The organism is Corynebacterium axilliensis (genome assembly GCF_046097495.1).
In the GTDB taxonomy this organism is placed as follows: Bacteria; Actinomycetota; Actinomycetes; order Mycobacteriales; family Mycobacteriaceae; genus Corynebacterium.
Window position 1 is genome coordinate 159,689 of sequence record NZ_CP175768.1, and the last position, 25,877, is coordinate 185,565.

Sequence of the window (25,877 nt, forward strand, 5' to 3'; positions counted from 1 at the left end):
CGGCGAGGACGTAGGGCGCCGCTCACCGGAGCAGTCTAATCCATGGTGTTAAGGATGGGAATTCTATGACATAACGTTTTGACAACATTGGGCGGTGTCGCATCCCGTCGGCTGCAGGGTTGGCCTGTACTATTCCTCGGTATGACCAAGGGGATGCGAAGAATCGGGGGCTGTGGCCTCGCCATCGTTCTGGCCATCATCCTGATCATCTCCATGGTGGGATGGGCGCTTTCTTTCTTGGATAAGCCCACGCCATTCCAGCAGCTTGATCCCGTTCCGGAGGCGCTGCCGCCGGTGGGTGGGGCAGAGGTTCCGGATATCAACGTCGATGCCCCGGGGCGTACGTCGGACAAGCTGACGTGGTGGTCGCAGCGGCTGGCGAATGACACCAGCATTCCTGACCAGGCGCTGCGCGCGTACGGCAACGCCGAGCTCATCGCGCGTGAGTCGTGGCCGAAGTGTAACCTGCGTTGGAATACCCTGGCCGGAATCGGCTGGGTGGAAACCCGGCACGGCACATATAACGGAAACCTCTTCCACCGTTCTTCACTGGATGAAGGGGGCTACCCCCAGCCGCCGATTGTGGGAATTGCCCTCGATGGCTCGAACAACACCACCGTCGTTCCGGATAGCGACGGCGGCGCGATTGACGGCGACACCGAGTTTGATCGGGCAGTCGGCCCCATGCAATTCATCGCCTCCTCGTGGGAACATTTAGGGCGCGATGCCAACGGCGACGGCGACGCCGATCCCAACCAAATCGACGATGCTGCACTAGGTGCGGCCGCCCTACTATGTTTCGGGGACCGAGATTTGTCCACCGAAGAGGGCTGGCGTGCTGCGGTGATGAACTACAATCAATCCGAGGATTACCTGCGTAAAGTGGCTGCTGCGGCGAATTCTTATGCCATCCAGCAGCCGGCGACGTCCTAGCGCAGCCTAGATCTTTGTCACGTTGCCCGTTTCTGCCCGACACGGTCCGAGATTTTCTGGAACAATTGGCTCCAAGTGGTTTGGGACCAACTCCCGAAGCACAAACCCAAAATCAATTTGGCTCAATAGGAGTGAAAGCAGCATGGCTGACATCATCCACGTAATGGCACGCGAAATTCTTGATTCCCGAGGTAACCCGACCGTTGAGGCAGAGGTCTTCCTGGACGACGGCGCACACGGCGTCGCTGGCGTTCCGTCCGGCGCCTCCACCGGTGTTCACGAGGCTCACGAGCTGCGTGACGGTGGCGACCGTTACCTGGGTAAGGGCGTGCTCAACGCGGTGAAGAACGTCAACGAGGAGATCGCCGACGAGATCGCTGGCTTCGAGGCTGATGACCAGCGCCTCATCGACCAGGCCCTCATTGACCTGGACGGCACCGAGAACAAGTCCCGCCTCGGCGCTAACGCCATCCTCGGCGTGTCCATCGCCGCTGCAAAGGCTGCCGCTGAGTCCGCTGGCCTGCCGCTCTACCGCTACGTTGGTGGCCCGAACGCTCACGTCCTGCCGGTTCCGATGATGAACATTGTCAACGGTGGCGCACACGCTGACTCCGGCGTTGACGTGCAGGAGTTCATGATTGCACCGATCGGTGCAGAGAGCTTCAAGGAAGCCCTGCGCATGGGCGCTGAGGTGTACCACGCACTGAAGTCCGTGGTGAAGTCAAAGGGCCTGTCCACCGGTCTGGGCGACGAGGGCGGCTTCGCCCCGGAGGCTGAGTCCACCAAGGCTGCTCTGGACCTCATCATCGAGGCTATTAAGAAGGCTGGTTTCGAGCCGGGCAAGGACGTTGCCCTGGCGCTCGACGTTGCTTCTTCCGAGTTCTTCAAGGACGGCAAGTACCACTTCGAGGGCGGCGAGCACACCGCTGAGGAGATGGCCAAGGTCTACGAGGACCTCATTGCCAACTACCCGATCGTCTCCATCGAGGACCCGCTGCAGGAGGATGACTGGGAGGGCTACACCAAGCTCACCGAGACCATCGGCGACAAGGTCCAGATCGTCGGCGATGACTTCTTCGTCACCAACCCGCAGCGTCTGGCCAAGGGTATCGAGGAGAAGGCCGCTAACGCTCTGCTCGTGAAGGTTAACCAGATTGGTACCCTGACCGAGACCTTCGACGCCGTCGATATGGCTCACCGCAACGGCTACCGCACCATGATGTCCCACCGCTCTGGCGAGACCGAGGACACCACCATTGCTGACCTGGCTGTCGCTCTGGGCTGCGGCCAGATCAAGACCGGTGCACCGGCTCGTTCCGAGCGCGTTGCCAAGTACAACCAGCTGCTGCGCATCGAGCAGGAGCTGGGCGAGGCTGCCGTCTACGCCGGCCGCTCCGCTTTCCCGCGCTTCCGGGGCTAATTCCCTAGATTCGCATTAGAGATAACAGGTGTCACGGGAAACTGTGACACCTGTTATTTTTGTGACTTGTGAGCGCGCCGTCTAGTCAGCGAGCGCACGGGCGATAGAATGGCACAACAATGGCACGCACTACCTCCACCCGCAGCACACGCCGGACCACCGTTCCGGTTCATACGCGTGCGCGAGATGCTCAGCGTGCGAAATCCCACAAGTCTCTGAAGGCTAAGGGTGGCCCGAACCAGCCAAAGGGTCTGGACATCCTTGGCGTAGGCGTCATCATCGGCGTGCTCCTCTTGGTGCTGTTGGCCATCGCGGTGCCGCTGCGCAACTACTACCACGGGCAATCGGAGATTGCGCGCTTGGAATCTTCCATCGTCGCAAAGCAGGTAAAGAAGAATGAACTACTCACGGAGATTGATAAGTACAAATCCGAGGAGTACATCAAGCAGGAGGCGCGCCGCCGTTTCGGCGTGATGGATGAGGGCGAGATCGCCTACCGCATCATGGACCCGCGCATGGACTCCGGCGACACCGTGACGTCGGACCACCGCGAAGAGACGGACGACCGAGACTGGTATGCGGTCCTGTGGGATTCTGTTGCCGACCCAGACGAGCAGGTCGAGCCGCCGGAGACGTCGATGAAGCTGCCCACGGAGCCGACGGCGGAACAACCAGCTGAATAGGTCAAGCCCTTCCCGTCGTGTCACAATGGTTCCATGACCGTGACTGATGCAGACCTTGACGTCGTCCGCGAGCAATTGGGCCGCACCCCACGCGGCGTCGTGGACATTGCCTACCGCACCCCGGACGGTGCCCCCGCGGTGATTAAGACCGCGCCCAAGCTTCCCGACGGCACCCCGTTCCCCACGTTGTACTACCTCACCGACCCGCGTCTGACGGCGGAGGCTTCCCGCCTCGAGGTCGCGCACGTGATGAAGTGGATGGAAAAGCGGTTAGGGGAGGATGAATCTTTGGCCGCAGACTATCGTGCCGCACACGAGCACTACCTGGCCGTACGCAACGACATGGAAGACTTGGGCACCGAGTTCTCCGGGGGAGGGATGCCGGAGCGCGTGAAGTGCTTGCACGTGCTCATCGCATACGCACTGGCTGAGGGCCCGAGCCGAGTACGCTTCGGCACCGAGGCCGTCGCCATGGCAGCGGAGCACGGTAACCTGCGGGGAAGCGCCATTCCGGAAGATTGGCCCACCGTGGAGGACCTGGGGATCGACATGTCCCAGTTCGACTTTTCCAACGCCGGCTAAGAAGCGGCACTACAGAAAGGCTCATAGATGACTCGTGTTGCAGCTGTCGACTGTGGAACCAATTCCATCCGCCTCCTGATCAGCGAAATTCAGGAGGACGGGAAGATTCGCGATATTTCTCGCACCATGGAAATCGTCCGACTGGGCCAAGGCGTCGACGCCACTGGTGAATTTGCCCCCGATGCGCTGGAGCGCACCCGTGTGGCCTTGGAGGGCTACGTCAAGCAGATGAAGTTCGAAAAGGTCGAGCGCGTGCGCATGGTGGCCACCTCCGCGACGCGCGATGCGAAGAACCACCGCGAGTTCTTCGACATGACCTCGGAGCTGCTGGGCCAGGTCCAGCAGGGCGCCCGCGCGGAGGTCATTTCCGGCGAGGAGGAGGCGCTACTGTCCTTTACCGGCGCAGTGGCGGACCTCAGCTCCGAGAAGGGGCCCTATTGCGTCATTGACTTGGGCGGCGGGTCCACCGAGTTCGTCGTGGGCACCATCGACGGCGACATCTTGGGCTCTCATTCCGCCCAGATGGGCTGCGTGCGGTTGACCGAACGCATCATGCGCAGCGACCCGCCCACCGAGGCGGAGATCGAGATCGCCACGGACTACGTGGCGGAGCGCATGGCGGATGTGGAAAAGATCGTCCCCATCGACAAGGCGGTCACGTTCGTTGGCTGCGCCGGCACGTTTACCACACTTTCCGCGCTGGCCCAGGGGATGGAGCGCTACGACGCCGACTCTATCCACGGCTCCGAGTTGCGTTTCGACGCTTTGCGCGTGCTCACCCGGCAGCTCATCGGCATGTCGTCAGATGAGCGCGCCCTCAATCCGGTGATTCACCCCGGCCGCGCCGACGTCATTGGTGGTGGGAGTGTCGCCGTGGAGGGCATCATGACCATGATTGAGCGCAACAGCGATGCCCGTTCCTTCTTCATCAGTGAGAAGGACATCCTGGATGGCATTATCGCCGGCCTTGCCGCTGGCTGACCCTATTGTCAGGCCCCTAGCCGCGGTGCCCTAAGATGATAGGGCGCCGCTTGGCCCCTATAGCCCAATCGGCAGAGGCAGTCGACTTAAAATCGATTCAGTGTGGGTTCGAGTCCCACTGGGGGCACCATTGCTCCAGCTCAGGACGTACAGGAAGTGCTCAGTAAACGCCCTGGAAATGCGTCGTTACCTTGCGCGGAAGCACACTCTTGGCACCTACGTAAAGTGACGTGAGGTCTCACATTCGTATTTTCGCTTTCCTGTCGCCGCATCCTGGCCGGCTTGTTCAACGGTGACCGGGGAGGCGTCGTCAAGCACTGCCTCCTCCGATGCCGAAGAGCTCGCTACGGAGACCACCGGTCGCTACCCCGGGGACGGCCGACGGCGCTACCGACCACACCTGGTTGCGCGGCGTGCAGGTCACGGACTCGCCTCCACCGTGCTGCCCTCACAGATCGCCTTGCCCAGACGGGTGGCGCAGGATGTATAAGAGGATTCGTGCTACGTCGGCACCCCGGACAATCTGGCTGGTGTCTCTCTGCGCAGCGACACGGTGCTTTCCGACGGCTGGGATAAACCGCTGCCGACCATGACTGGCGACGCCGCCAACGTACCGCTAAGAAAAACTGCTTTCTTTGGAGTTTGTGGGAACTTCCTTGGAGTACAAGGCGTTAACACTTGTGAGACCATGATCACGACGGCCCGCGTGCGGGCCACAAATGTACAAAGACTGTGAAAGGAATCGGGATTCACGTGCGTTCAAGCAACCCCGTCATGAGTTCCCTCACCTCCAATCAGAACAACGGCCAGGTTCAGGGAAACAACCCCTTTGGCCAGGATGGCAGCCCTTTTGGACAGGCCGATAACCCATTTTCTGAACAGGGCCGTTCCTCGGAGCGTCCGCTGACTGTTGACGATGTGGTGACCAAGACCGGCATCACCCTCGGCGTCATCATTGTGATGGCCGTGCTGAACTTCGCTATCGGCACCTTGATCAATCCCGGAATCGCCATGCTTCTCACTCTGGTGGGTGCAATCGGTGGCTTTGTCACGGTTCTGGTATCGACCTTTGGCAAGAAGTACGGCTCCGCCGCTGTCACTCTGATTTACGCGGTGTTCGAAGGCCTCTTCGTGGGCGGCTTCTCCTTGATGTTTGCCGGCGTGGCCTTCGGTAACTCCGATGGCATGGCGATTATTGGCCAGGCCATCATGGGTACGGTCGGCGTATTTATCGGCATGCTCATGGTCTACAAGACCGGTGCGGTGAAGGTTACCCCGAAGTTCAACAAGATTATGTTCGGCCTCATCGCCGGTGTCGCCATTATGGCGCTGGGTAACTTCCTGCTGGCCATCTTCTTTGGCATGAGCCCGCTGCGCGATGGTGGCATCCTGTCCATCATCTTCTCCCTGGTCTGCATCGTGCTCGCGGCCCTGTCCTTCATGACTGACTTTGACCAGGCTGACCGCCTGATCCGTCAGGGTGCTCCGGCTAAGTACGCTTGGGGCGTGGCCCTTGGCCTGGCCGTGACCCTGGTGTGGCTGTACACCGAAATTCTGCGGTTCCTGAGCTACTTCAGGGACTAGGATTCGCTCTTGTAGCGACACTTAAGTAGAGCCCGCTCTTTCTCCTACTTTGTGGGAAGGGGAGCGGGCTTTTGCTGTGCGGGGCGTGCTGAAGGAGGCTGCTAAGAATGCTCTTCCGGCGGCTCGATTGTGATATTAAACACGTTTTGGCGGTATCGTGGGGTATAATCCGCCGTTTATAAATCCAGTTGGGAAAAGTGTGTTTCAAGTTCGAATGTGTATTTGGTCTAGGGGGCCTGTCGAGGGCGTGAAAAATATACCTCTGGTGCATGTCCGGGTTGATGTTTAAACTCGAGGGTAGAAAATCTGTTCTACTCTCTATTGGGGAGACTCCGACTTCAAGGGGGTGTCACGATTGTGGCAACGTCAACGACAGCGGTAGACCCACCGCCTTACTTCTCACATTCGAATCCGCGGGATCCTGTCTGCACGGCAGGGATAGCCATGCGTCGGGTGGAGTACGAATTCTGGAGTTCGGTTGTGCCAGTGCTTGACGACGACGCCGACGTTGCCTTTAGTCGCATCGCCGGCAAGACGGGGAAGACACAAAGTCAGGTAGCGCGTAATGTCTTGGCGATATTTCGGCTCGGGGAGCTGCCGAAAGTCAAAGCGCTGCAGGACGCGGGGTTCATCCTAGACATGCAAGCCTTGGTGGCTATCGACCAAGTGCTGGCGAAGTTGGGGAAGGTTGAGGGGGATATTCTGGAGCAGATCGATAACCTGCTAGCGGCTTATCTGACGCCTACCAAGCCGAACCAGGTGTTCCCGACTGTGGGAAAGATTCGCCGTCGTCTGCGGGATATTTGCCGGGCGCTTGACCCGACCATTGCCTTCTATAATCCCCAGAAAAAAGATGCGTACCGGTGCACGGTAAGTGGCAGCAGAGCCTACATTGAACTTGACGTGGAAGCCGCTCACGGGGTGGTGTTGCACGAGATTGTGGCGCAGGTGGCTAAGGAGCATCAGGTAACACTCGCCGAAGCGCTCGTGCTTCTGATTTCGGGCTCGGTCACACCGGAGGCCGGGAAGGTGGTCATCTATTCCTATCGTGCGTCTGACGTTGAGAATGGCCCTACGTACGTGCAGGGCCATGGGTGGATGATTGGAGATATCCCCGCCAAGCGAGAGCGGCACCGGGACTTTAGCGAAGCACCGAAGGAAACGGCAGGGTACGGTCCGTCCGAGGACGTGCGAAAATACGTTGAAGGACGGGATTTAACCTGTCGTGCTCCTACCTGTGACCAGCCGGCCTACCTGTCGCAATTGGATCATCGGATCAACTACCGGGATGGTGGAAAGACGCATCCATCGAACATGGTGGCCCTATGCCAGCACCACCACAATATGAAAACTGACGGCCGCGCGTTCTATATCTTGGACCCGGACACCGGTGATGTGGTGTGGCTGTTCGAGGACGGAACGTGGCTTATTACCGAGGCTGAAGGGCCCTTGGCACCGAAAGTAAAGCGCTGGGCGCAGACCGTGGGTCAGCTCATTACCGCGAACCGTACGAAGGCTCACGAACGGGCTCAGGCTCTCAAGGAGGAGATTGAGCAGGAGGTGGCGAAGCCAAGTGTGAAGGGTGGCGTCGACGGCGGCGACGCCGGAAAGGAGCGCGGCGAAGATATTCCGTTCTGACCCACAAGGTGCTAACGAATTTGCAGGGTCGATCTGTAACTTACCGGGGAATTTTGTGGGCGAATTGGCTTCAAAGTTGACGGTAGTAAATTTACAAAACCCCAGGATACAGCTTTACAAGCTTGTAATTTCGGGTGTACCCATGAAATTTTTTTCACCGAAATTTGGAAAAATTTTCCCAATCTGCATCCAGTCGGCGCACAGGGTGTAACCAGCGGGTATTTAAAAAATTTCTAACAGACAGTTCTTATATGTGAGGATGCGTGAAATTTCGGTTGCATCGAAGCGTCAAAATTTGGCGCGACAAGCCGGGAAGTTTCGTGCATTCTTGTTGCAGAAGCCACTGGCGGAGTCACACTCCAAGAGCTGGTTTCGAAAAGTTGGTGAAATGTATTGAAGGGAAACCATGAAGCGAATCGGGGGCCTGGTGCTGGGAGCCGTGGCTTGCACAGGGGTGCTAGCGAGCTGCGCGCTGCCAGGTGGACTGGGTGCTCGCGTTCATGGTGGTGAATCCGGGGGACTTCATGATTTCGCCGACGGGCAAAGTGGCGGTGGCTCAGCGGACTCGGGGGTCGCTGATGTCACCGCCACGACCGTGGAGGAGTCGGACGCTGCGGCTGACGACGCCGACACAGGCAGAGGGGTGCTGCCGCCTTTGGGCACATTTGACCGCACTGTACCGGGGTTTCGGGTCTTTGACCCGTGTAGTGAGATACCGAGCGAGGTGCTCGCCGAATTGGGTTTGGAGCCAAACTCTGAGCCCGAGAGGGAGAGTGGCTATCGCTCGTGTCATTTTGATGCTGTATCTGCCAGTGGAGAGCCGGCAGATGTGGCGTTGGTTTCGCAACAACATACGTTGGATGCGATTCGTGAGACTTATCCGGATGAGTTTGTCGATGAAACTTCTTCAGCTGACGTTGTTTACACAGTAGAGGATACGTTTATCCGTAACGTCAGTTGTACGTCGTACGTTGAAACATCCAGGGGGCTTTTTTCGGTCTCATGGACACAATTGGGAATTGATATGTCTATGAAAGAGAAATGCATCGAGTCGAAGAAATTGATGAATTCTTTAATCTAAGTGGGGTATTAACGAGATGATAATTGACCAGAACTCACTGCGTCGGGAAGTGGGTAAGATTTCGGAGCAAGGCAAAAAGCTTGAAACTGCCGCGCATCAAGCGGTTAGCCCGTTAGACGGCGGATACTCACCAGTCGCGGGGCTCAGCGAGGTGGGTACGATTCACCAAAGGGTGCTCGCCACCGACCCAGGCTCAGCGCGGAATTCGCTGGAGCGCTTTCGGGAACAGGTAGCGTGGCTGGGGGATACGCTGCAAAGAGAGCTTGCGGGGTTAGAAGCACAGGACGAGCTCAATAGTCGGGGGTTGGACGTAGCAGACGCCGGGGGAGGCGGGGGACAAGAATCAATGCCAATCATGAACCAGCCGGACCCTGGATACAGCCCCTTCGGGTTTGTGGTGCCGGTGGTGCAGCCGGGGACCAACATGGTGAAACTGGCGGTTGACTTAACGAATACCAACTACTGGCATGTGTCTTCGGCGAAGGCACGGTGGAATGAGCTGAGCGCCGAGGTGATGGATATTGTTGCGGGGCTCCAGGAGTCTGCAACGGCGCTCGAATCTGACAATGACAGTGAGACGACGACTCGGGCGGCGCAGAAGATTAGGGAAGTCGCGCAGGCGGGCACGCACTTCATTGCGAATTCGCAGGTGATGCAGGGAAAGCTGTTTGGCTTCCATTCGCACCTTATCGGCGCGCAAGCGAAGGCGTGGGCGATGGCGCTGGAGATCACGGCAATTCCAGACCCCGCGGTGCGAACTGCAGCCGAGCAGGCGGCGCTGGCCCATATGCAGGCTATGTTGCAAAGGGGTGCGATTGCGGCGATGCCCTATCAGCATGCGCTTATGGAGTCGGCGCCACCGAGCGGCGGCGGTGACGCCAGCGCTGAGTTTGGCGCGGTGGCTGGCGACGGCACCCGTTTCACAACTGACGGCGTGACGTGGCCGCGGGAAATCCAAGAAGCAATGAAGAGCGGCCAGATGGGGCCCGGTTCCTTTGACGTGGCGAATGGCCAAATTCAGGGGCTGCACAAGCTGGGGATGAGTGCGGAAGACATTGCCCAATTCCACGCGGATCTGCGCAACCAAGGGCGTGCGCTGCTGAGTGAACTGGGGTTTGGGGATGAGCTGGCGCCAATCGACGCCTCGTCGCTCAGCACATCCAGCGCCACTGCGGGAACATTGTCACCCGGACCGATGAACGGTGTCGCGGGGGCGGCGGGAGGTGCAACGTCTATGGGTGCGGTGGGAACGCCGAGTGCGGCCGGACTTTCAGACGGGGCCGGGGTAATCGGGAGGGGTGCAGGGCGCTTGCCTGGCGGCACAGTGAATGCACCTGCACACCCGGCGTCGAATCCGACGACGGCTGCGGCCGGAATAGGAAGTGGTGCAGGGGCTGCGGGTGCTTCCGCAGGTACTGGTACTCACCCCATCGTCGGAGGCTTGCCCGGTGCTGCGGCTGGTGGTGCGGGGCAGAAGGAAGGCAAGGCGTCGTCAAGCACGGGCTCTGGTGGAGGCGCTGCACTTCCCGTAACCGGTGGCAGGCAGAGCGTTGTCGGAGGTAGCGCCGCGGCTGGTGCGCGGGGCGGTGGCATGCGCGGGATGATGCCCATGATGGGCGGCGCGGGCCGAGGCGGTGACGGCGAGAAGCGGATCAAATCGGTGACAACGCAGGTAGAGCGCGATCCGAACCGACGAGACCTGCTGGGGGAGTCGCCCGCGGTGGTGCCCGGTGTCATTGGTGACTGGGCACGGGAACAGTAAGAAACGGCGCCACGGAAAATAACCGTGGCGCCGTTTCGACTCTGCTCTTGAGAGTTACTGCTGAACCGGGGTGGTGTAGGGGGCCACCTCAGAGTCGGTCGCTACCTCAGTGTTGGTTGCTACCTCAGTTTCGGTCTCGGTGACCGGGGCGACGCTGGACTCGGCGCCGGCGCCAGGGGCCTCACCGGTGTAGGTAGCACCGGTGTCGATCTTTTCCTCAGAATCCTTCTGGTTCGGAGGGTGGCAGGCAGCGAGCGAGAGGCCGGCGGAGAAAACGAGGCCGGCGGCAGCGAAACGAGTGAACTTCTTCATGGATGAAACTCTTTCTCAGAAATACGGTGATATAGAGCAGTATAAATTAGGACTCGCGCGGCGTCGCGGCCTTTGCGGAATCGTACGGCGCGGCGGAGACCACGGTGACGGAAATGGTCTTGCCATTCGGCGCGGTGTACTCGCGGGTCTCGCCCTCAGCAGCGCCCAGCAGTGCAGCGCCGAGCGGGGACTGCTCGGAGTAGGTCTCCAGATCCTTGTTGTCGGAAGCGGCGGCGCGGGTACCGATAAGGAAGGTCTCACGATCCTCCTCGTCGCCGTTGTAGTACACGTGAACCACGGAACCGATGTGAGCAACGCCCTCCTGGACGGCGGTGCGCTCGGTGGTGGAGTTCGCCAGGACCTCGGAAATCTGCTTGATGCGGGCCTCTTCCTGGTCCTGCATCTCACGTGCGGCGTCGTAGCCGGCGTTCTCCTTCAGATCGCCTTCCTCGCGGCGTTCATTGATCTCCGCGGCGACGACCGGGCGGTGGTCGATGAGGGACTGCAGCTCGGCCTCGAGCTTGGCCTTGGTTTCCGGGGTGATGTACTGCTTCTGCTGCTCAGCCATGGTGCAACCTTCCGTGTAACGGTCTATCTTTCGAAGAATAGGCCTCATAAACGCAGGTGGCGCGGCCTATTCTGAACGCTCAACATACTAGCATAGCTGGGCGTTTACTCGGCCGTAGCGTCCTGCGAAGCGTCCTCGGATACGTCCGCCGTATCCATTGTGTTCATGTCCAGATAAGCGGGGATCTTGCCGGAGCAGCCATAGACGCCGCCGGCGACGGCGCGGTGGTTGGTGGGGATGTCTACCGCAATGCGCTGGGCCTCCTCGCCACCGGCAGGGACGGCGATTTCGCGGCGGCCTACTTCCGCCTTGGAATAGTCGAAGGCCTGCACGATGCAGTATGCGGGCTCCTCCACGCGGTTGCGAGTGATGTCCGCCCACACCCGCGTGGTGTCATCGGAGAGGATCTCGTGGGTGACGTACGAGATGTTGGCGTTGACCTTCTGCTGGGAGCGGAAGTACTGCACACCGAAAACGACAAGTGCGATGAGCATGGCGGCAAAGACGAGGACGAGGGCGCGGTTGGTCCACGATCCCTTGGAAGAAGGGGCGGAGCCGTAGCGCGAGGAGGGGCGAGCAGAACCTGCAGAAGTCATGGGCTTTAGTCTATCCAGTCCGTCCGACAGCAGGGAAACCCGCGCCATCTACTACACTGGGCCACTGTTTCTAGATCAGACTGAGGGAGATGTTTCACCGAGTGAGCAGCAAGCGGCTTCTAGCTATTCACGCGCACCCCGACGACGAGTCCTCGAAGGGTGCGGCCACGACCGCCAAGTACGCCGCTGAGGGCGGCGAGGTCCTCATCGTGACCTGCACCGGCGGCGAGCGTGGCGACATCATCAACCCGGCGATGGATCGTCCCGGCGTATTGGAGAACATCGGCAGCGTCCGCGGCTCAGAGATGGCGAAGGCTGCGCAGGCGCTGGGGGTGGACCACCAGTGGTTGGGCCACGTCGATTCCGGCCTGCCGGGCGATCCGCTGGCCCCCAATATCAAGGACTTGCTACCGGAGGGCTGTTTCGCCCTCATGGAGGATGACGAGGTGGCCCAGGAGCTGGTGAAGGTCATCCGCGAGTTCCGCCCGCAGGTCATCGTCACCTATGACGAGAACGGCGGCTACCCGCACCCAGACCACTTGATGGTGCACAGGGCGTCGATGATCGCGTGGGAGAAGGCCGGGGACGCCGACTATCATCCGGAGCTAGGTCAGCCGTGGGAGCCGAAGAAGCTCTACTACTCGCATGGCTTTGTGTACCAGCGGATGAAGATTTTCCACGATCTCCTTCTGGAAGAGGGCAAGACCAGCCCGTATGAGCCTATGTTGGCGCGGTGGGACACCACGTTCGGGAGACATCATGGCGCGCGTGACCACCCAGGTGGAGTGCGCGGAGTACTTCCAGAACCGCGAGGATGCTCTGCGCGCACACGCCACGCAGATCGATCCGGCGGGTGCCTTCGTTGCTACGCCGGTGAGTGTTCAGCAGGAGCGGTGGCCTACCGAGGAATTCGAACTGGCGAAGACTCGCGTGGCGACGGAGCTCCCAGAAAACGATTTATTTGCGGGAATCCCGGAAGTAGGGGAGTCTTAAAGCATGACTGCTTATTACCTTGCGGCGCACGACGTCGCCCTGCTGGCACAGGGAGCTCAAGGCGGTCCGGTGGGGCCGGAATTTGGTAAGGCCTCACCCATCGGCCTGCTCATCCTCGCTCTGATGGGCGTGGCCGTCATCTTTGCAGGGTGGAATTTTCACCGCCGCTATTCACGCTTCCGCCGTCGCACCATGTTTGCGCAGGACCACGGCATCGATCCTTTCGACGACGCCGCAGTGGACGCGGCGATGAAGCAAGCCGGTATCCTCGACACCAGCAAGAAGTCCATCTTCTAGGCGCGAGGGGAGGCTGACGCACCGTGAAGTTCTTGAGCCAAGCGCTCTACCCCCTCTATGAGGCCCGCTTGGCGCGCGAAATTAAGGGCAAGCCGCAGCCACGGCACGTGGCCATCATGGCGGACGGTAACCGCCGGTGGGCGCGGGAGGCTGGTTTTACGGATATCAGCCACGGCCACCGCCAAGGCGCGCGGAAGATTAGTGAGATGATCTCGTGGTGCCAGGGCACCGACATTGAGGTTGTCACCATCTACCTGCTGTCTACGGAGAACCTCAAGCGCAGCGAGCAAGAGGTGCAGCTGCTTTTCGACATCATCTCGGACGTGGTCACGCACCTGTCTGAGGGCGATCTCGATTGCCAAATCCGCTTGGTGGGCCACCTAGATCTGCTGCCGGAAGAAGTGACAGCTAAGATGCGGTGCGCCGCCGAAGCCACGGAGGACCACAAGGGTGTCATCGTCAACATCGCCGTGGGTTACGGCGGACGCCAAGAGATTGTTGACGCGGTCCAAAACCTCATCCGCAGCGAGGCCAGCAAGGGACTCAGCGCCGAGGAGATCGCCCAAGGCGTGACGGCGGAAGCGATCACCAGCAACCTGTACACCAAGGGCTTGCCGGACCCAGACCTGGTTATTCGTACCTCGGGAGAACAGCGCCTGTCCGGTTTCCTGCTGTGGCAGGCGGCCTATTCCGAAATCTGGTTCACGGACACTTACTGGCCGGCGTTTAGGCGCGTGGACTTCCTTCGCGCGCTGCGCGACTATACGCAGCGCTCCCGTCGCTTCGGCCGCTAGATCTTGCGCATCCGCACCCGGTCCACCAAGTGGTGCGAACCCTTGCACAGCACCAAAGAAGCGCGGACGCGGGTGGGCAGGATGTTTTCGATGAGATTGGGCAGGTTGATGGACTGCCAGATTTCGCGCGCCTGATTGAAGGCTTCCTCATCCGTCATGTCGGCGTAGGAGGCAAAGTGGGCTCCGGGCTCGCGGAAGGCGGTGTGCCGGAGCTGTAGGAAGCGGTCGATGTACCAGTGCTCAATGTCGTCCACGCGCGCATCGACATAGACCGAGAAATCAAAAAGATCGGAGACCATAAGGGTGGGCCCGGTCTGCAAAACGTTCAGACCTTCCAAGATGAGAATGTCGGGCTGGTGCACTTCTTGGAACTCATCCGGCACGATGTCATAGGTCACGTGCGAATATAGGGGAGCTTTGACCACGGGCTTGCCTGACTTGACGTCGGTGACAAAACGCATGAGTGCACGGCGGTCGTAGGACTCTGGGAAACCCTTGCGCTTCATCAGTCCGTGCTCTTTGAGGTGCGCGGTGGGGTAGAGGAATCCGTCGGTAGTCACTAGGTCCACCTTGGGGTGCGATTCCCAGCGCTGAAGCAGCACCTGAAGCAGGCGCGCGGTGGTGGACTTGCCCACCGCTACGGAGCCGGCCACGCCGATGACGAAGGGTACATGGCTGGGCGGGTTGCCCAGGAAGGATTCGGTGGCAGCGGTGAGATTCTGTCGCGCCTTGACCTGCATATGGATGAGGCGGGACAGCGGCAGGTAGACCTCCGCCACCTCCGTAAGATCGATGCGGTCACCGATGCCCCGGAGCTTTTCTACTTCCGTTTCCGTGAGCACCTGGGGCATGGATTTACGCAGGTTGCGCCACGTATCGCGGTCGAAGTCGAGGTACGGGCTCGCATCGGTCATTCGCGCCATGCCGTCATTGTTCCATTGTGACGCCGTGCCCATGTAATTAAAGGGACTCTAAATTCCCCCGGCCGGGGGAGGAGGGCGTTAGGATGAGGAGCAAGCTTTTGTAGGCGACAATTCTCCAGAAGGGATACCACGCTTCCATGACCACTTCGAACTCTGCTGACGTGCGCTACCAAGAGATGCGCGAGCTTGACCCCGAGGTCTTCGACGCCATCTCTGGCGAGATCGCCCGCCAGCGCGGCACCCTCGAGATGATCGCCTCGGAGAACTTCGTTCCGCGCGCCGTGCTGCAGGCGCAGGGCTCCGTGTTGACCAACAAGTACGCTGAGGGCTACCCGGGCCGCCGCTACTACGGCGGCTGCGAGCACGTCGACGTGGTGGAGGACCTAGCCCGTGACCGCGCCAAGTCCCTGTTCGGTGCCGAGTTCGCTAACGTGCAGCCGCACTCCGGCGCACAGGCCAACGCTGCGGTGCTTGCTTCCCTGATCAACCCGGGTGACAAGATCATGGGCTTGTCCCTGGCCCACGGTGGTCACCTCACGCACGGCATGAAGCTAAACTTCTCCGGCAAGCTGTACGACGTCGCCGCGTACGAGGTTGACCCGGAGACCATGCGCATCGACATGGACAAGGTCCGCGAGCAGGCCCTGGCGGAGAAGCCGCAGGTCATCATCGCAGGTTGGTCCGCCTACCCGCGCACCATCGATTTTGAGGCATTCCGGTCCATCGCTGATGAGGTTGGCGCGTACCTGTGGACTGACATGGCTCACTTCGCGGGACTCGTCGCCGCCGGTGTGCACCCCTCCCCAGTCCCGTACTCCGACGTTGTCTCCACCACGGTGCACAAGACTCTGGGCGGTCCGCGCTCCGGCATGATCCTGGCTAAGCAGGATTTTGCTAAGAAGATCAACTCCAACGTCTTCCCGGGACAGCAGGGCGGCCCGCTCATGCACGTCGTGGCTGCCAAGGCCATTGCGCTGAAGATCGCGGCGACGGAGGAGTTCAAGGAGCGTCAGGAGCGCACGCTGGAGGGCGCTCGTATCCTGGCTGAGCGTCTGACCGCGGAGGATTGCAGGAAGGCCGGTGTCGACGTTCTCACCGGCGGCACCGACGTACACCTGGTGTTGGCAGATCTGCGTAACTCCGAGCTCGATGGCCAGCAGGCAGAGGATCTCCTCCACGAGGTCGGCATCACCGTCAACCGCAACGCCGTGCCGAATGACCCGCGTCCGCCGATGGTGACCTCCGGCCTGCGCATTGGTACCCCGGCGCTGGCTACCCGCGGTCTTGATTCCGCCGCCTTTACCGAGGTCGCGGACATCATCGGAACTGCGCTGGCGAATGGCAAGAATGCCGATGTGGCGGCCCTGCGCGCCCGCGTGGATAAGGTTGCCGCGGACTTCCCGCTCTATGACGGCCTCGAGGACTGGAAGCTGGTCTAAGCCTCTCCCGGAGTGTTTTCCGTGCGCTCCTCGGCGTGAGCCTTACGGGCGGCCTCGAGCCACTCGGGCATCGCGTCGAGGAGTTCTTTGATCTCAGCGGTGGTCAGTGGGCGGTCCATGTCGTTCTTCTTCAGAGCGGTCACGGAAATACCCAGTTTTTGCGCCACCACGGGACGGGGGTGGGGTCCTTCGCGGCGGAGGGTGGCGAGCCACTCGGGCGGGTTGTCTTGCAGGTTGCGCAGCTCGGCGTGGGTTACGGCGTTGGCCTGAAACTCTTCCGGCGTCGCGGGCAGGTAAATGCCTAGCTTCTTGGCGGCGGTTTGCGCACGCATTGCGGTGCCGGAGGGCTGCTGCGTGTCATTTTTCGTGGTATCAGTCACGCCCACCACGGTAGCAGCCCCGTATTATGAGATGCATGCTTCGCCTCGTCTTTTGCACCGGAACTGAACCGGGAAAGTGGTTCCGCCGCTACCGCGATTCGCACGCGCCTGATGCTTTACAGACTGTCGACGCCGACGATGCCGCCGCCGTTCTCCTCTCCGGTGACGCAGATCTAGCGCTGATGCGCTTGCCGGATGCGCGCATCGACGAGTCCTTTCACACCGTGCGCCTGTACGAGGAAGCCCCTGGAATCGCCGTGCCCAAGGACTCCGTCTACGCGGAGGTCGGGGAGGAGGTAGCTCCGGCAGACGTGGCGGATGAGATTGTGAACTATCGGATAGGGCTGGACGCACTTGTCGACGTCGCCGCGGTCCGCACCGCCCTCCAAGTCGTGGCCGCCAACGTGGGTGTGGCCATTGCTCCACGTCCACTGCTCAAGGTGCTGAGCAAGAAGCAGGTGGTGCCGTTAGGGTTTGCTGATCCTACGGTGGCGCGCACTGAGATCGCCTTGGTCTGGCGCAAAGTCGATGACAACGATGAAATTCAGGATTTTGTTGGGGTAACGAAGGGGCGCACTAAGAATTCCTCCCGCAATTCGGCGCCGAAACGCAGTGCCAGCCAGAAGGCGAAAGACAAGCAAGCACGACGCGCCGCCAGCCACAAACAGGGGAACAAAGGCGCGATTCCCAAACCGTTATCAAAAAGATACAAGCCCTCTAAGCAGCGTGAACGTCGCTAGTGGCCACATTTTGTTGTCGAATCATAGGGTTGCTGGTGGCGAATAGCGTGGTGGGGTGTTTACGGTGGGTTCCGTTCTCGTAAGTTACTGAGAAAGGATTTAAGTAATGAAGAAGATGACTCGTCGTTTCGCTGCCGGTATCGCCGCTGCAACCCTGTCCCTGGGCGTTGTAGCCTGCTCCGATGCTGAGGACGCTGCTAAGGATGCTGGCGACGCCGCCAAGTCCGCCGCCACCGAGGCCACCGACGCCGCTGGTTCCGCTGCCAACGATGCCAAGGACTCCATGAAGTCCTCCGATTCCGCTGAGGCTTCTGACTCCGAGGGTGCAGATTCTTCTGAGGGTGCTGATTCCTCCGAGTCCGCCGACGCTGAGGGCGACATGGTTGGCGTGTCCACCGCCGACGGTGAGGTAGAGGTCTCTTCTGACTTCGCAGACGCCATCAAGGAGAAGGCTGGCGAGTGGGGCGACCCGCAGTCCATCGAGACCTCCGCTGACGGCGACGTTGCTACCTTCGCCAAGGACAAGCTGATGACCTACAGCAAGGACGCTGGTGCCCAGCCGATCATCGGCAAGATTGCTGAGACCTGGACTGAGGACGGCGGCCTGCAGAACAAGGTTGGTCTGCCGACTGGTCCGGAGCAGGAATCTGGCGACGGCTGGGTGCAGGAATTCACCAACGGCACCATTTCCTGGATGAAGGGTGAGTCCGGCAAGTACGAGGCTACCGTCGAGTAAGGCTTCATCTGCCCACTGATTGTCCCCGGCGCTTCACCGTCCCCCGCGTTTAACGCGTGGGAGAGGTGTGACGCCGGGGATTGTCGTTTTAGTACTGTTCATCTTCCACCCATGTAATTTCAACCTTTGGTCTCTAGTTTGGGTCGTGTCCGGAGGTTTCCACAGCCTCTTCGGATAGTTCGAAAACCACCAGCTTCACCACGCCGCCCCGGGTCGATGAGTTGGGGCGGCACCACAAGGGAGAACCCTGCCGCTATGACCACTCCTTCCGTCCTGACCGAGCAGCCGTACGAGGCCGCCGTGGCCACTAAGACCTACGTCATCGATACTTCCGTCCTCCTTTCCGATCCCTGGGCACTGCGCAAGTTTGCAGAACACGATGTGGTGCTGCCCATCGTTGTTATTTCCGAGTTGGAAGGAAAACGTCATCACCCGGAGCTTGGCTGGTTCGCCCGTCAAGCTCTTCGCTATTTGGAGGACCTGCGCTCTACTTACGAGGCTCTGGATCAGCCCGTACCGGTGACGGAGGAGGGCGGCACGCTGCGCGTGGAGCTCAACCACCAGGACCAGTCCCTGTTGCCGGCGGCCTTCCGCGGTCCGGAGGGTGATCACCGCATCTTGGCCTGCGCGCTGAACCTGCAGCACGAGGGCAAAGACACCGTTCTGGTGACCAAGGACGTGCCGCTGCGCGTTAAGGCCGGGGCCGTGGGCCTGCAGGCCGATGAGTATCACGCGCAGGACGTCGTCCTCACCGGTTACACCGGTATGGCCACGGTCCAGACCTCGGCCGATGTTATTGATGCGCTGTACCGCGATGGGGAAGTCCTCATCGATGGCGCTGTGACCGATGCCGGGACCGCCGCCGAGGAGCTGCCGGTGCACTGTGGAGTGACGCTGCAGGCGGGTGGGCAGTCGGCGTTGGGACGCGTTACTGCCGACGGTGCCGTGCGCCTCGTCCGCGGGGACGCCAACGTCTTCGGCCTGCAAGGCCGCTCCGCGGAGCAGCGCGTTGCCCTCGACCTGCTGCTGGACCCCTCGGTGGGCATCATGTCCATCGGCGGGCGCGCAGGAACCGGCAAGTCGGCGCTCGCGCTGTGCGCCGGACTGGAAGCGGTGCTGGAGCGCGGTGAACACCGCCGCATCGTGGTCTTCCGCCCGATGTACGCGGTGGGCGGGCAGTCCTTGGGCTATTTGCCGGGATCTCGAGAGCGAGAAGATGAATCCGTGGACGCAGGCGGTGTACGACACCCTGGAGGGCCTCGTGTCCGACAACGTCATGGAGGAGGTCCAGGACCGGGGGCTGCTCGAGGTGCTCCCGCTGACGCACATCCGCGGCCGCAGCCTGCATGATTCCTTCGTCATCGTGGATGAAGCCCAGTCCTTGGAGCGCAATGTGCTGCTCACCGTCCTGTCCCGCCTGGGTCGCGGCTCGCGCGTGGTGCTCACGCACGACGTCGCACAGCGCGACAACCTGCGCGTGGGCCGCCACGACGGCGTGCAGGCGGTCATTGAGAAGCTCAAGGGCCATGAATTGTTCGCCCACGTGACGCTGCAACGCTCTGAGCGCTCTGCCATCGCGGAACTGGTCACCGACCTTCTGGAAGGCGAGAACTAGCGCGTTCGCACGTGGCGATCATCGCCCCGTGTAGCTTGGCAGAAATGCCACTAGCCCAGTAATAATGGTGAGCATGAGCGAAACCGCTAAAGACAAAAAGAAGGATTTCCGCATCCGCCCGTTCACCGCAGCGGATTACCCACAGATGCGCGAAATTTACGAGCAGGGCCTCAACACCGGCCACGCCACGTATGAGACCCGCTCGTTGACCTTCGACGAGTTTAAGTCCGCGAAGATCATGGCCTCCGTCCATGTCGCCGTCGAGGAAGACGACGACTCCAAGGTGCTGGGCTGGGTGTCCGCCGCGCCGATTTCTTCGCGCACCGTGTTCCACGGAGTGGTGGAGGACTCTATCTATCTGGGTACGGAGGCCCAGGGCCGCGGCATCGGCGGCGCCCTGTTGGACCGACTTATTGAGGTGTGTCAGGACCTGCACAAGTGGGCCATTCACTCGTGGATCTTCCCGGAGAATGCCGGCTCTGCTGGGCTGCACAAGTCCCGCGGCTTCGTCAAGGTGGGGACCTACTCTCACATGGCGAAGATGACCTACGGCGAGCTGGCCGGCCAGTGGCGCGACACGGACGTGTACGAACTGCTCCTTCCGAAGCCGGAGGAGAAGCGGGCGCGCGCCGCCGAGAGCGTGAAATAGTCCTCACATTTTCGGGATAGGGGAGCGTGTGGCGCTAGAGTAAGGACTGTTCCCGTTCCTACTCTCTCGCAAGGTGTCACATGTCTCTTCGTACATCTATCCTTTCCCTTACTACCGCTGCAGCCGTGACGGCCGGTGCCTTTACCGCACCTGTCGCCACGGCTGCATCATATCCGTCGGCCGGCTCTGTCCCGGTGGCCCAGCTCGACGTCAACCAGCCCGACGGTGCGTTGGCCTACGTCTTCGCAGACCCGGTGATGAAATCCAAGCGTGACCTGGCTGTGCGCCAGGTGCGCGCTCTCCGCGCCGAGGCCTGGGAAGCGAACCTTCCCTATAAGAACAGCACCGTGCAGTCCGTGGCGCGGGCCCACGGCCTAACCTCGCGCGAGGCATACGCCAACGCCATCTCTTGGGATTCGGGGCTGGAGCACGCCGCCCTCCAGCGAGCCGCGGAAGCGAACTATAAGTTCGCGCATGTGCGCGCCGTTGGGGTAGATACGCCGGAAGTCATCGACCACATGGTGGCAGCGGAGAATCTCACGCACGAGGACATGGAGCACGCTGTGGCCTCGTGGTCCACGCAAGGTTCCCGCGGCTCCAGCGAGTGGGATGAGCTCATTGCCCGCAATGGTGCGTGGACAATGAGCACTGGCCACATCATGAACATGCTGGAGCCCACGCACACGAAGTTCGCCCAGGCTCAGGTGGGCGGGGCCACTGCGGGTCTCTACGCCTGGGACGATATCTCGGGCGAACCGGAACCCCTCCAGGACGGCCGGTACGCCTTCCCCATCGCTATCCCGGAAGACAGCCTTGACCGTGCAGAGCTCATTACCTCTGGCGGCACGAACCTTGGGAGCACCGGCAGCTTGGGGCTTGCCTGGGGTGGTCAGGTTGGTATCCCGGTGGCGTCGCCAAGCTCGTCCGATCCGGAGGTCTTCGAAGTCAACTCTGACGGGACCTACGAGGCCAAGTCCGAGGGCACCGCGACGGTGACGCTGAAGACGTTTGACATGGTCAACGGCCAGCCGCAGCTGTCGGGCAAAGAGGTGAGCAAGACCGTAAACGTGACCAAGAAGTCTCTTGGCGGAAGCTCAAGCGGCAGCGATATCGGCACCATCGTTGGCATCATTTCTGCCGTGCTTGCACTCATCGGTGTGGCCTCCCAGGTGGTGCGCCAGTTCGGGCTGATGCGCTAGAGAGCGCATAAAAATATCCTCGCCACGCAGCCTGCTATGGGCGCTGTGGCGAGGATAGTTTTTAACTCACATCGAGCGAGGTTTAGACCGCCGGGACGTCCCAGCTGCAGTGAGTGACATTTAGTCAATCGTCTCCTTGAGGTGCTCCTCGCGGACCGGAATGATGAGGAGGAGCGCGATGATGGCCATCGGAACCATGAGCAGGATGACCGGGGTCAGGCCGTCGTTGTACGCGTTGAGGATGACGTCCTTAATCGGATCCGGCATCTGCGCCACGAGGGCCGGGGTCAGGTTGGAGGAACCACCTTCAGCGCTGGCGAACTTCTCCGCGAAGGGCTTGCCAGCCTCACCCATGGACTTGATAGCGGCAGGCATGTTGGCGGCCATCTCGTCCTTCATGTTGTGGATGAAAAGGGAACCCACCAGGGAAGCGCCGATGGCGGAACCGATCTGGCGGAAGAAGTTGTTCGCTGCGGTTGCGGTACCCACCAGGGAGACCGGGAAGGAGTTCTGGACAATGAGAACCAGAACCTGCATCACAAAGCCCAGGCCGATACCGAAGACGAGGAACTCGCAACCCAGGTGGAACAGGGAGGTATCCGCGGTCAGGCGGGACATCCAGAACAATGCGCCGGCGGTGATGGCCAGGCCAATGATGGGGTAGCGCTTGTAGTGACCGGTGCGGGCGATGATGAAGCCGACGCCGGTGGAGGTACCGATCATGCCGACCATCATCGGGATCATCATGAGACCCGCCTTGGTCGGGGTCAGGGTGTGGACCATCTGCAGGTAAGTCGGCATGTAGCCGAGGACACCGAACATTGCTAGGCCCAGCACCATGCCGGCTGCGGTGGTGAGAACCATGTTGCGGTTCTTGAACAGCTGCACCGGGATGAGCGGCTCCTTGGCCTTAGATTCGACGAAGACGGTGATGATGGCGCCGATGACCACGGTGATGCCCAAGCCGATGATGATCGGGTCGGACCACTCGTACTGGGTCCCGCCCCAGGTCGTCATGAGGATCAGGGAAGCGGTGGTAATAGCGATGAAGATGGCGCCGAGTAGGTCAAACTTGCGCAGATCGGTGTCGCCCACGCGCAGGTGGAGCACCAGGGTGCACACAGTGATGGCGATCAGGCCGAGCGGGATGTTCATCCACATGCCCCAGCGCCAGCCCGGGCCGTCCGTGAACCAGCCGCCCAGGACCGGGCCCAGGACGGAGGACAGGCCGAACACGCCACCCATGATGCCCATGAACTTGCCGCGCTCGCGGGAGGTGGTGACCTCCGCAATGATGGACTGGGAGGAAATCATCATGAAGCCAGCGCCGAAGCCCTGCACGGCACGGCCGATGATGAGCAGGTTCATGGTGTGGGCAAAGCCGCCGAGTGTGGATCCGATGACGAAGATGCAGATGCCACCAATGTAGAGCCACTTGCGGCCCATCATGTCACCGAGCTTGCCGGAAATCGGCATCGCAATCGTCATCATGACAAGGAAGGCGGAAATGACCCAGCTCATGTGGTCCACGCCGCCGAGCTCGCCCACGATAGTGGGCAAAGCGGTGGAGAAAATCATCTGGCCCAGGGAGCTCATCAGCATGGTGAGCACAAGGGCGGAGAAAACGAGGGCAAGGTTGTTATCGGGCTTGCCGTCGTCGGCCTGTGAGACCGGCTTAGCCGCGGTATCTACCATGTCAGTCCTTTCGAAAAATCGTTAATGAGTGTGAGCGCAGATTCGAAGCGTTGCTCAAAGGGAATGTCGCAGCTGAAATCCGGCGACGCTGTAGCTATCCAGAAGGCTTCCCGGATGGTGGAGGCGATGAGTATGGCCTCCGTCTCCGCCGAGACCGCGGGCAACTGTCGCAAGCTGGGATCCTGATGAAGGCGCTCAGTGATGAGGCTCAAGATCTCGTTGGACTTGGCACGCTTTCGGCTTAACGACGCCGCCGCGGCGTCAGCGTCGGAGGAAATCCGGCGCCGGCGCTGTGTAATCACGTCATCGACGTGTTGGCCAACGAGGTGGCCCTTCACGAGGTTTACGGCCAACCCGAAGACGCTGTCCGTCGGGGTGGCGAGGAAAGTACTTCTTTGATCCTCCGTGAATTCGTGGCTCGGGGCGCCGAGCACGGCGGAATCCTTGGAATCGAAATAGTTGAAAAAGGTGCGCCGAGAAATACCCGCTGCGTCGCAAATCTCCTCTACTGTCACGTCGGCGAATCCACGCTCGTCCACCAGTCGGGTGGCGGCGTCTTCGATTCGCAAGCGCGTCTTGAGGCGCTTCTGCTCGCGTAATGACATTTCTTCTTGCACAGAGTGCAAGACTACACCCGGTGCAAGTTTGCACCAAGTGCAAGTTCGGTGATTTTAGAGACGCGTCATTGAATATATGTAGGAGATCACAGTGGAGGGGTGGGGCTGCTCAAAACGACGAAACCGCCCTCCGATAGGAGAGCGGTATCGTGCGCGGAGGAGGCGGGGTTTAGAACTCGTCGCGGTCGCGGTTGGTCATGGTGAGAACGTTGAGGCGCTCATCCAGCTCCTCCTCGGTGAGGTTCTCGCCGTCGACGAAGCCCAAGTCGATGACTGCCTCGCGCACCGTGATCTTCTCGTGCAGTGCGTGCTTGGCGGCCTTCGCTGCGTTCTCATAGCCGATCTTGGAGTTCAGCGGGGTCACGATAGAGGTGGAGGACTCCGCGAACTTCTTCATGCGCTCCTCGTTGGCCTCGATACCATCGACGCACTTCTCGGCGAAGACGCGGGAGACGTTTGCCAGCAGGCGGGAGGACTCGAGCACGTTGCGGGCCATCATCGGGATGTAGACGTTGAGCTCGAACTGGCCGTTGGAGCCGCCGAAGGCCACGGCAGCGTCGTTACCGATAACCTGGCTGACCACCATGGTGGCGGCCTCACACAGCACCGGGTTGACCTTGCCCGGCATGATGGAGGAACCCGGCTGCAGGTCCTTGAGGTGAATCTCGGACAGCCCCGTCAGCGGGCCGGAGCCCATGAGACGAATGTCATTGGCAATTTTATTGAGGGAAACCGCCACGGTGCGCATGGCGCCGGAGAACTCCACGAGTGCGTCGCGGGCCGCCTGTGCCTCGAAGTGGTTCTTCGCCTCGGTGAGCTGCTCGACACCAGTGAGCTTCTTCAGCTCCTCGGTCACCTTGCCGCCGAAGTCAGCGGAGGTGTTCAGGCCGGTACCGGTGGCGGTGCCGCCGATGGCCAGCTCGCCTAGACGCGGAAGGGTCGCCTCGACGCGTTCGATTCCCAGCTCGATCTGGCGGGCGTAGCCGCCGAACTCCTGCCCCAGGGTTACCGGGGTGGCGTCCATGAGGTGCGTACGGCCGGACTTAACGATGTCCGCGAATTCCTTGGCCTTCTTCGTCAGGGACTCGTGGAGCACCTTGAGGCCCGGGATGAGGTCGTTGACTGCGGCCTCGGTCGCCGCGACGTGCGTGGCGGTGGGGAAGGTGTCGTTGGAGGACTGGCCCATATTCACGTGGTCATTCGGGTGAATCTCCACACCATTGTTGTGGGCAATGGAGGCGATGACCTCGTTGGTGTTCATGTTGGAGGAGGTGCCGGAGCCGGTCTGGAAGACGTCAATCGGGAAAGCATCATCGTGCTTGCCCTCAGCAATCTCGGTAGCGGCGGCGATGATGGCATCGGCCTTGTCGGCGTCCAGCTTGCCGGAGTCCTTGTTTACCTGAGCGCAGGCTGCCTTGAGCAGGCCGAGCGCGCGGATCTGCGCGGACTCGAGGCCGCGGCCGGAAATGGGGAAGTTCTCCACCGCACGCTGGGTCTGGGCGCGCCACAGGGCGTCTGCCGGGACCTTGACCTCACCCATGGTGTCGTGCTCAATGCGGTATTCAGTCATGAAGTCACCTTTTCTGTGATGAATAGTGATGAATTGTGATGCCTAATGAATCACTGTTTGATTTGTGTGCCGTGACACGGCGCTGCATGC

General features: G+C 60.8%; 24 protein-coding genes, 1 tRNA gene and 2 pseudogenes. 19 read left to right on the plus strand and 8 right to left on the minus strand.

The features are described from left to right. The first annotated feature begins 141 nt into the window (after nucleotides 1-141). From ACKFR8_RS00855 to ACKFR8_RS00900, 10 genes are all read left to right on the plus strand, one after another. Complete coding sequence (locus ACKFR8_RS00855) at nucleotides 142-933, plus strand: hypothetical protein (RefSeq protein WP_408930329.1); 792 nt, start codon at nucleotides 142-144, stop codon at nucleotides 931-933. Nucleotides 934-1,075: 142 nt separating this feature from the next. Beyond that, nucleotides 1,076-2,353 (plus strand): phosphopyruvate hydratase, encoded by a 1,278-nt coding sequence (gene eno, locus ACKFR8_RS00860; RefSeq protein ID WP_296132505.1) that lies wholly within the window; start codon nucleotides 1,076-1,078, stop codon nucleotides 2,351-2,353. Nucleotides 2,354-2,472: 119 nt separating this feature from the next. Further along, nucleotides 2,473-3,036 carry a septum formation initiator family protein gene (locus tag ACKFR8_RS00865; protein WP_408930330.1) on the plus strand — a complete coding sequence of 188 codons (564 nt, stop codon included), beginning with the start codon at nucleotides 2,473-2,475 and terminating at the stop codon, nucleotides 3,034-3,036. A gap of 33 nt (nucleotides 3,037-3,069) precedes the next feature. Further along, entirely contained in the window at nucleotides 3,070-3,618 is a 549-nt protein-coding gene (locus tag ACKFR8_RS00870) for a DUF501 domain-containing protein (protein WP_296132498.1), read from the plus strand. Nucleotides 3,619-3,645: 27 nt separating this feature from the next. Then, nucleotides 3,646-4,599, plus strand: a complete 954-nt coding sequence (locus tag ACKFR8_RS00875; protein ID WP_296132495.1) for a Ppx/GppA phosphatase family protein — start codon at nucleotides 3,646-3,648, stop codon at nucleotides 4,597-4,599. A gap of 53 nt (nucleotides 4,600-4,652) precedes the next feature. Beyond that, nucleotides 4,653-4,729, plus strand: a tRNA-Leu gene (locus ACKFR8_RS00880). 623 nt (nucleotides 4,730-5,352) lie between these two features. Next, entirely contained in the window at nucleotides 5,353-6,183 is an 831-nt protein-coding gene (locus ACKFR8_RS00885) for a Bax inhibitor-1/YccA family protein (RefSeq protein ID WP_408930331.1), read from the plus strand. A 444-nt stretch (nucleotides 6,184-6,627) separates the two neighbouring features. After that, complete coding sequence (locus ACKFR8_RS00890) at nucleotides 6,628-7,821, plus strand: HNH endonuclease signature motif containing protein (RefSeq protein ID WP_408930332.1); 1,194 nt, start codon at nucleotides 6,628-6,630, stop codon at nucleotides 7,819-7,821. Between the two features lie 406 nt (nucleotides 7,822-8,227). Next, nucleotides 8,228-8,902, plus strand: coding sequence for a DUF3558 family protein (locus ACKFR8_RS00895; RefSeq protein ID WP_408930333.1), 675 nt, complete (start codon nucleotides 8,228-8,230; stop codon nucleotides 8,900-8,902). 355 nt (nucleotides 8,903-9,257) lie between these two features. Continuing rightward, nucleotides 9,258-10,664, plus strand: a complete 1,407-nt coding sequence (locus tag ACKFR8_RS00900) for a hypothetical protein (RefSeq protein WP_408930334.1) — start codon at nucleotides 9,258-9,260, stop codon at nucleotides 10,662-10,664. A 54-nt stretch (nucleotides 10,665-10,718) separates the two neighbouring features. Here the strand turns inward: ACKFR8_RS00900 and ACKFR8_RS00905 are convergent, their stop codons facing one another. The 3 genes from ACKFR8_RS00905 to ACKFR8_RS00915 all read right to left on the minus strand — a co-directional run bounded on the left by ACKFR8_RS00905 (nucleotide 10,719) and on the right by ACKFR8_RS00915 (nucleotide 12,140). Beyond that, nucleotides 10,719-10,976 carry a hypothetical protein gene (locus tag ACKFR8_RS00905; RefSeq protein WP_408930335.1) on the minus strand — a complete coding sequence of 86 codons (258 nt, stop codon included), beginning with the start codon at nucleotides 10,974-10,976 and terminating at the stop codon, nucleotides 10,719-10,721. 46 nt (nucleotides 10,977-11,022) lie between these two features. After that, nucleotides 11,023-11,544: a transcription elongation factor GreA gene (gene greA, locus ACKFR8_RS00910; RefSeq protein ID WP_296132478.1), complete on the minus strand. Its 522-nt coding sequence runs from the start codon at nucleotides 11,542-11,544 to the stop codon at nucleotides 11,023-11,025. Nucleotides 11,545-11,648: 104 nt separating this feature from the next. After that, on the minus strand, nucleotides 11,649-12,140 hold the full coding sequence (locus tag ACKFR8_RS00915; RefSeq protein ID WP_408930336.1) for a DUF4307 domain-containing protein: 492 nt from the start codon (nucleotides 12,138-12,140) through the stop codon (nucleotides 11,649-11,651). Nucleotides 12,141-12,241: 101 nt separating this feature from the next. Here ACKFR8_RS00915 and mca point away from each other — a divergent pair. The 3 genes and pseudogenes from mca to ACKFR8_RS00930 all read left to right on the plus strand — a co-directional run bounded on the left by mca (nucleotide 12,242) and on the right by ACKFR8_RS00930 (nucleotide 14,224). After that, nucleotides 12,242-13,133 (plus strand): annotated as a pseudogene (mca, locus tag ACKFR8_RS00920) (mycothiol conjugate amidase Mca). Between the two features lie 3 nt (nucleotides 13,134-13,136). Further along, entirely contained in the window at nucleotides 13,137-13,430 is a 294-nt protein-coding gene (locus ACKFR8_RS00925; protein ID WP_296132473.1) for a hypothetical protein, read from the plus strand. Nucleotides 13,431-13,453: 23 nt separating this feature from the next. After that, nucleotides 13,454-14,224 (plus strand): isoprenyl transferase, encoded by a 771-nt coding sequence (locus tag ACKFR8_RS00930; RefSeq protein WP_408930337.1) that lies wholly within the window; start codon nucleotides 13,454-13,456, stop codon nucleotides 14,222-14,224. On the opposite strand, the gene coaA is transcribed toward ACKFR8_RS00930, so the two are convergent. Continuing rightward, entirely contained in the window at nucleotides 14,221-15,147 is a 927-nt protein-coding gene (coaA, locus tag ACKFR8_RS00935; RefSeq protein ID WP_408930338.1) for a type I pantothenate kinase, read from the minus strand. The genes ACKFR8_RS00930 and coaA overlap by 4 nt on opposite strands. Before the next feature lie 137 nt (nucleotides 15,148-15,284). Between coaA and glyA the strand changes: the two genes are divergently transcribed. After that, on the plus strand, nucleotides 15,285-16,586 hold the full coding sequence (gene glyA / locus ACKFR8_RS00940; protein ID WP_408930339.1) for a serine hydroxymethyltransferase: 1,302 nt from the start codon (nucleotides 15,285-15,287) through the stop codon (nucleotides 16,584-16,586). On the opposite strand, the gene ACKFR8_RS00945 is transcribed toward glyA, so the two are convergent. Continuing rightward, nucleotides 16,583-16,918, minus strand: coding sequence for a DUF5997 family protein (locus tag ACKFR8_RS00945; protein WP_408930959.1), 336 nt, complete (start codon nucleotides 16,916-16,918; stop codon nucleotides 16,583-16,585). The two genes, glyA and ACKFR8_RS00945, sit on opposite strands and share 4 nt — an antisense overlap. Before the next feature lie 83 nt (nucleotides 16,919-17,001). Between ACKFR8_RS00945 and ACKFR8_RS00950 the strand changes: the two genes are divergently transcribed. From ACKFR8_RS00950 to ACKFR8_RS00970, 5 genes and pseudogenes are all read left to right on the plus strand, one after another. Further along, nucleotides 17,002-17,706 (plus strand): LysR family transcriptional regulator substrate-binding protein, encoded by a 705-nt coding sequence (locus ACKFR8_RS00950; RefSeq protein WP_408930340.1) that lies wholly within the window; start codon nucleotides 17,002-17,004, stop codon nucleotides 17,704-17,706. Between the two features lie 106 nt (nucleotides 17,707-17,812). Then, nucleotides 17,813-18,442: an LGFP repeat-containing protein gene (locus ACKFR8_RS00955; RefSeq protein ID WP_296132464.1), complete on the plus strand. Its 630-nt coding sequence runs from the start codon at nucleotides 17,813-17,815 to the stop codon at nucleotides 18,440-18,442. A gap of 255 nt (nucleotides 18,443-18,697) precedes the next feature. Further along, nucleotides 18,698-20,057: pseudogene (locus ACKFR8_RS00960) on the plus strand (PhoH family protein). Between the two features lie 64 nt (nucleotides 20,058-20,121). After that, complete coding sequence (locus tag ACKFR8_RS00965; protein ID WP_373692301.1) at nucleotides 20,122-20,706, plus strand: GNAT family N-acetyltransferase; 585 nt, start codon at nucleotides 20,122-20,124, stop codon at nucleotides 20,704-20,706. An 80-nt stretch (nucleotides 20,707-20,786) separates the two neighbouring features. Then, a complete protein-coding gene (locus tag ACKFR8_RS00970; RefSeq protein ID WP_408930341.1) occupies nucleotides 20,787-21,905 on the plus strand; it encodes a hypothetical protein in 1,119 nt (372 codons plus the stop codon). 120 nt (nucleotides 21,906-22,025) lie between these two features. Here the strand turns inward: ACKFR8_RS00970 and ACKFR8_RS00975 are convergent, their stop codons facing one another. The 3 genes from ACKFR8_RS00975 to ACKFR8_RS00985 all read right to left on the minus strand — a co-directional run bounded on the left by ACKFR8_RS00975 (nucleotide 22,026) and on the right by ACKFR8_RS00985 (nucleotide 25,787). Then, nucleotides 22,026-23,600 (minus strand): MDR family MFS transporter, encoded by a 1,575-nt coding sequence (locus ACKFR8_RS00975; RefSeq protein ID WP_408930342.1) that lies wholly within the window; start codon nucleotides 23,598-23,600, stop codon nucleotides 22,026-22,028. Then, complete coding sequence (locus tag ACKFR8_RS00980) at nucleotides 23,594-24,205, minus strand: TetR family transcriptional regulator (protein ID WP_296132449.1); 612 nt, start codon at nucleotides 24,203-24,205, stop codon at nucleotides 23,594-23,596. Before ACKFR8_RS00980 ends, ACKFR8_RS00975 begins: the two co-directional genes overlap by 7 nt. Before the next feature lie 181 nt (nucleotides 24,206-24,386). Next, complete coding sequence (locus tag ACKFR8_RS00985) at nucleotides 24,387-25,787, minus strand: class II fumarate hydratase (protein WP_296132447.1); 1,401 nt, start codon at nucleotides 25,785-25,787, stop codon at nucleotides 24,387-24,389. Nucleotides 25,788-25,877: the final 90 nt, after the last annotated feature.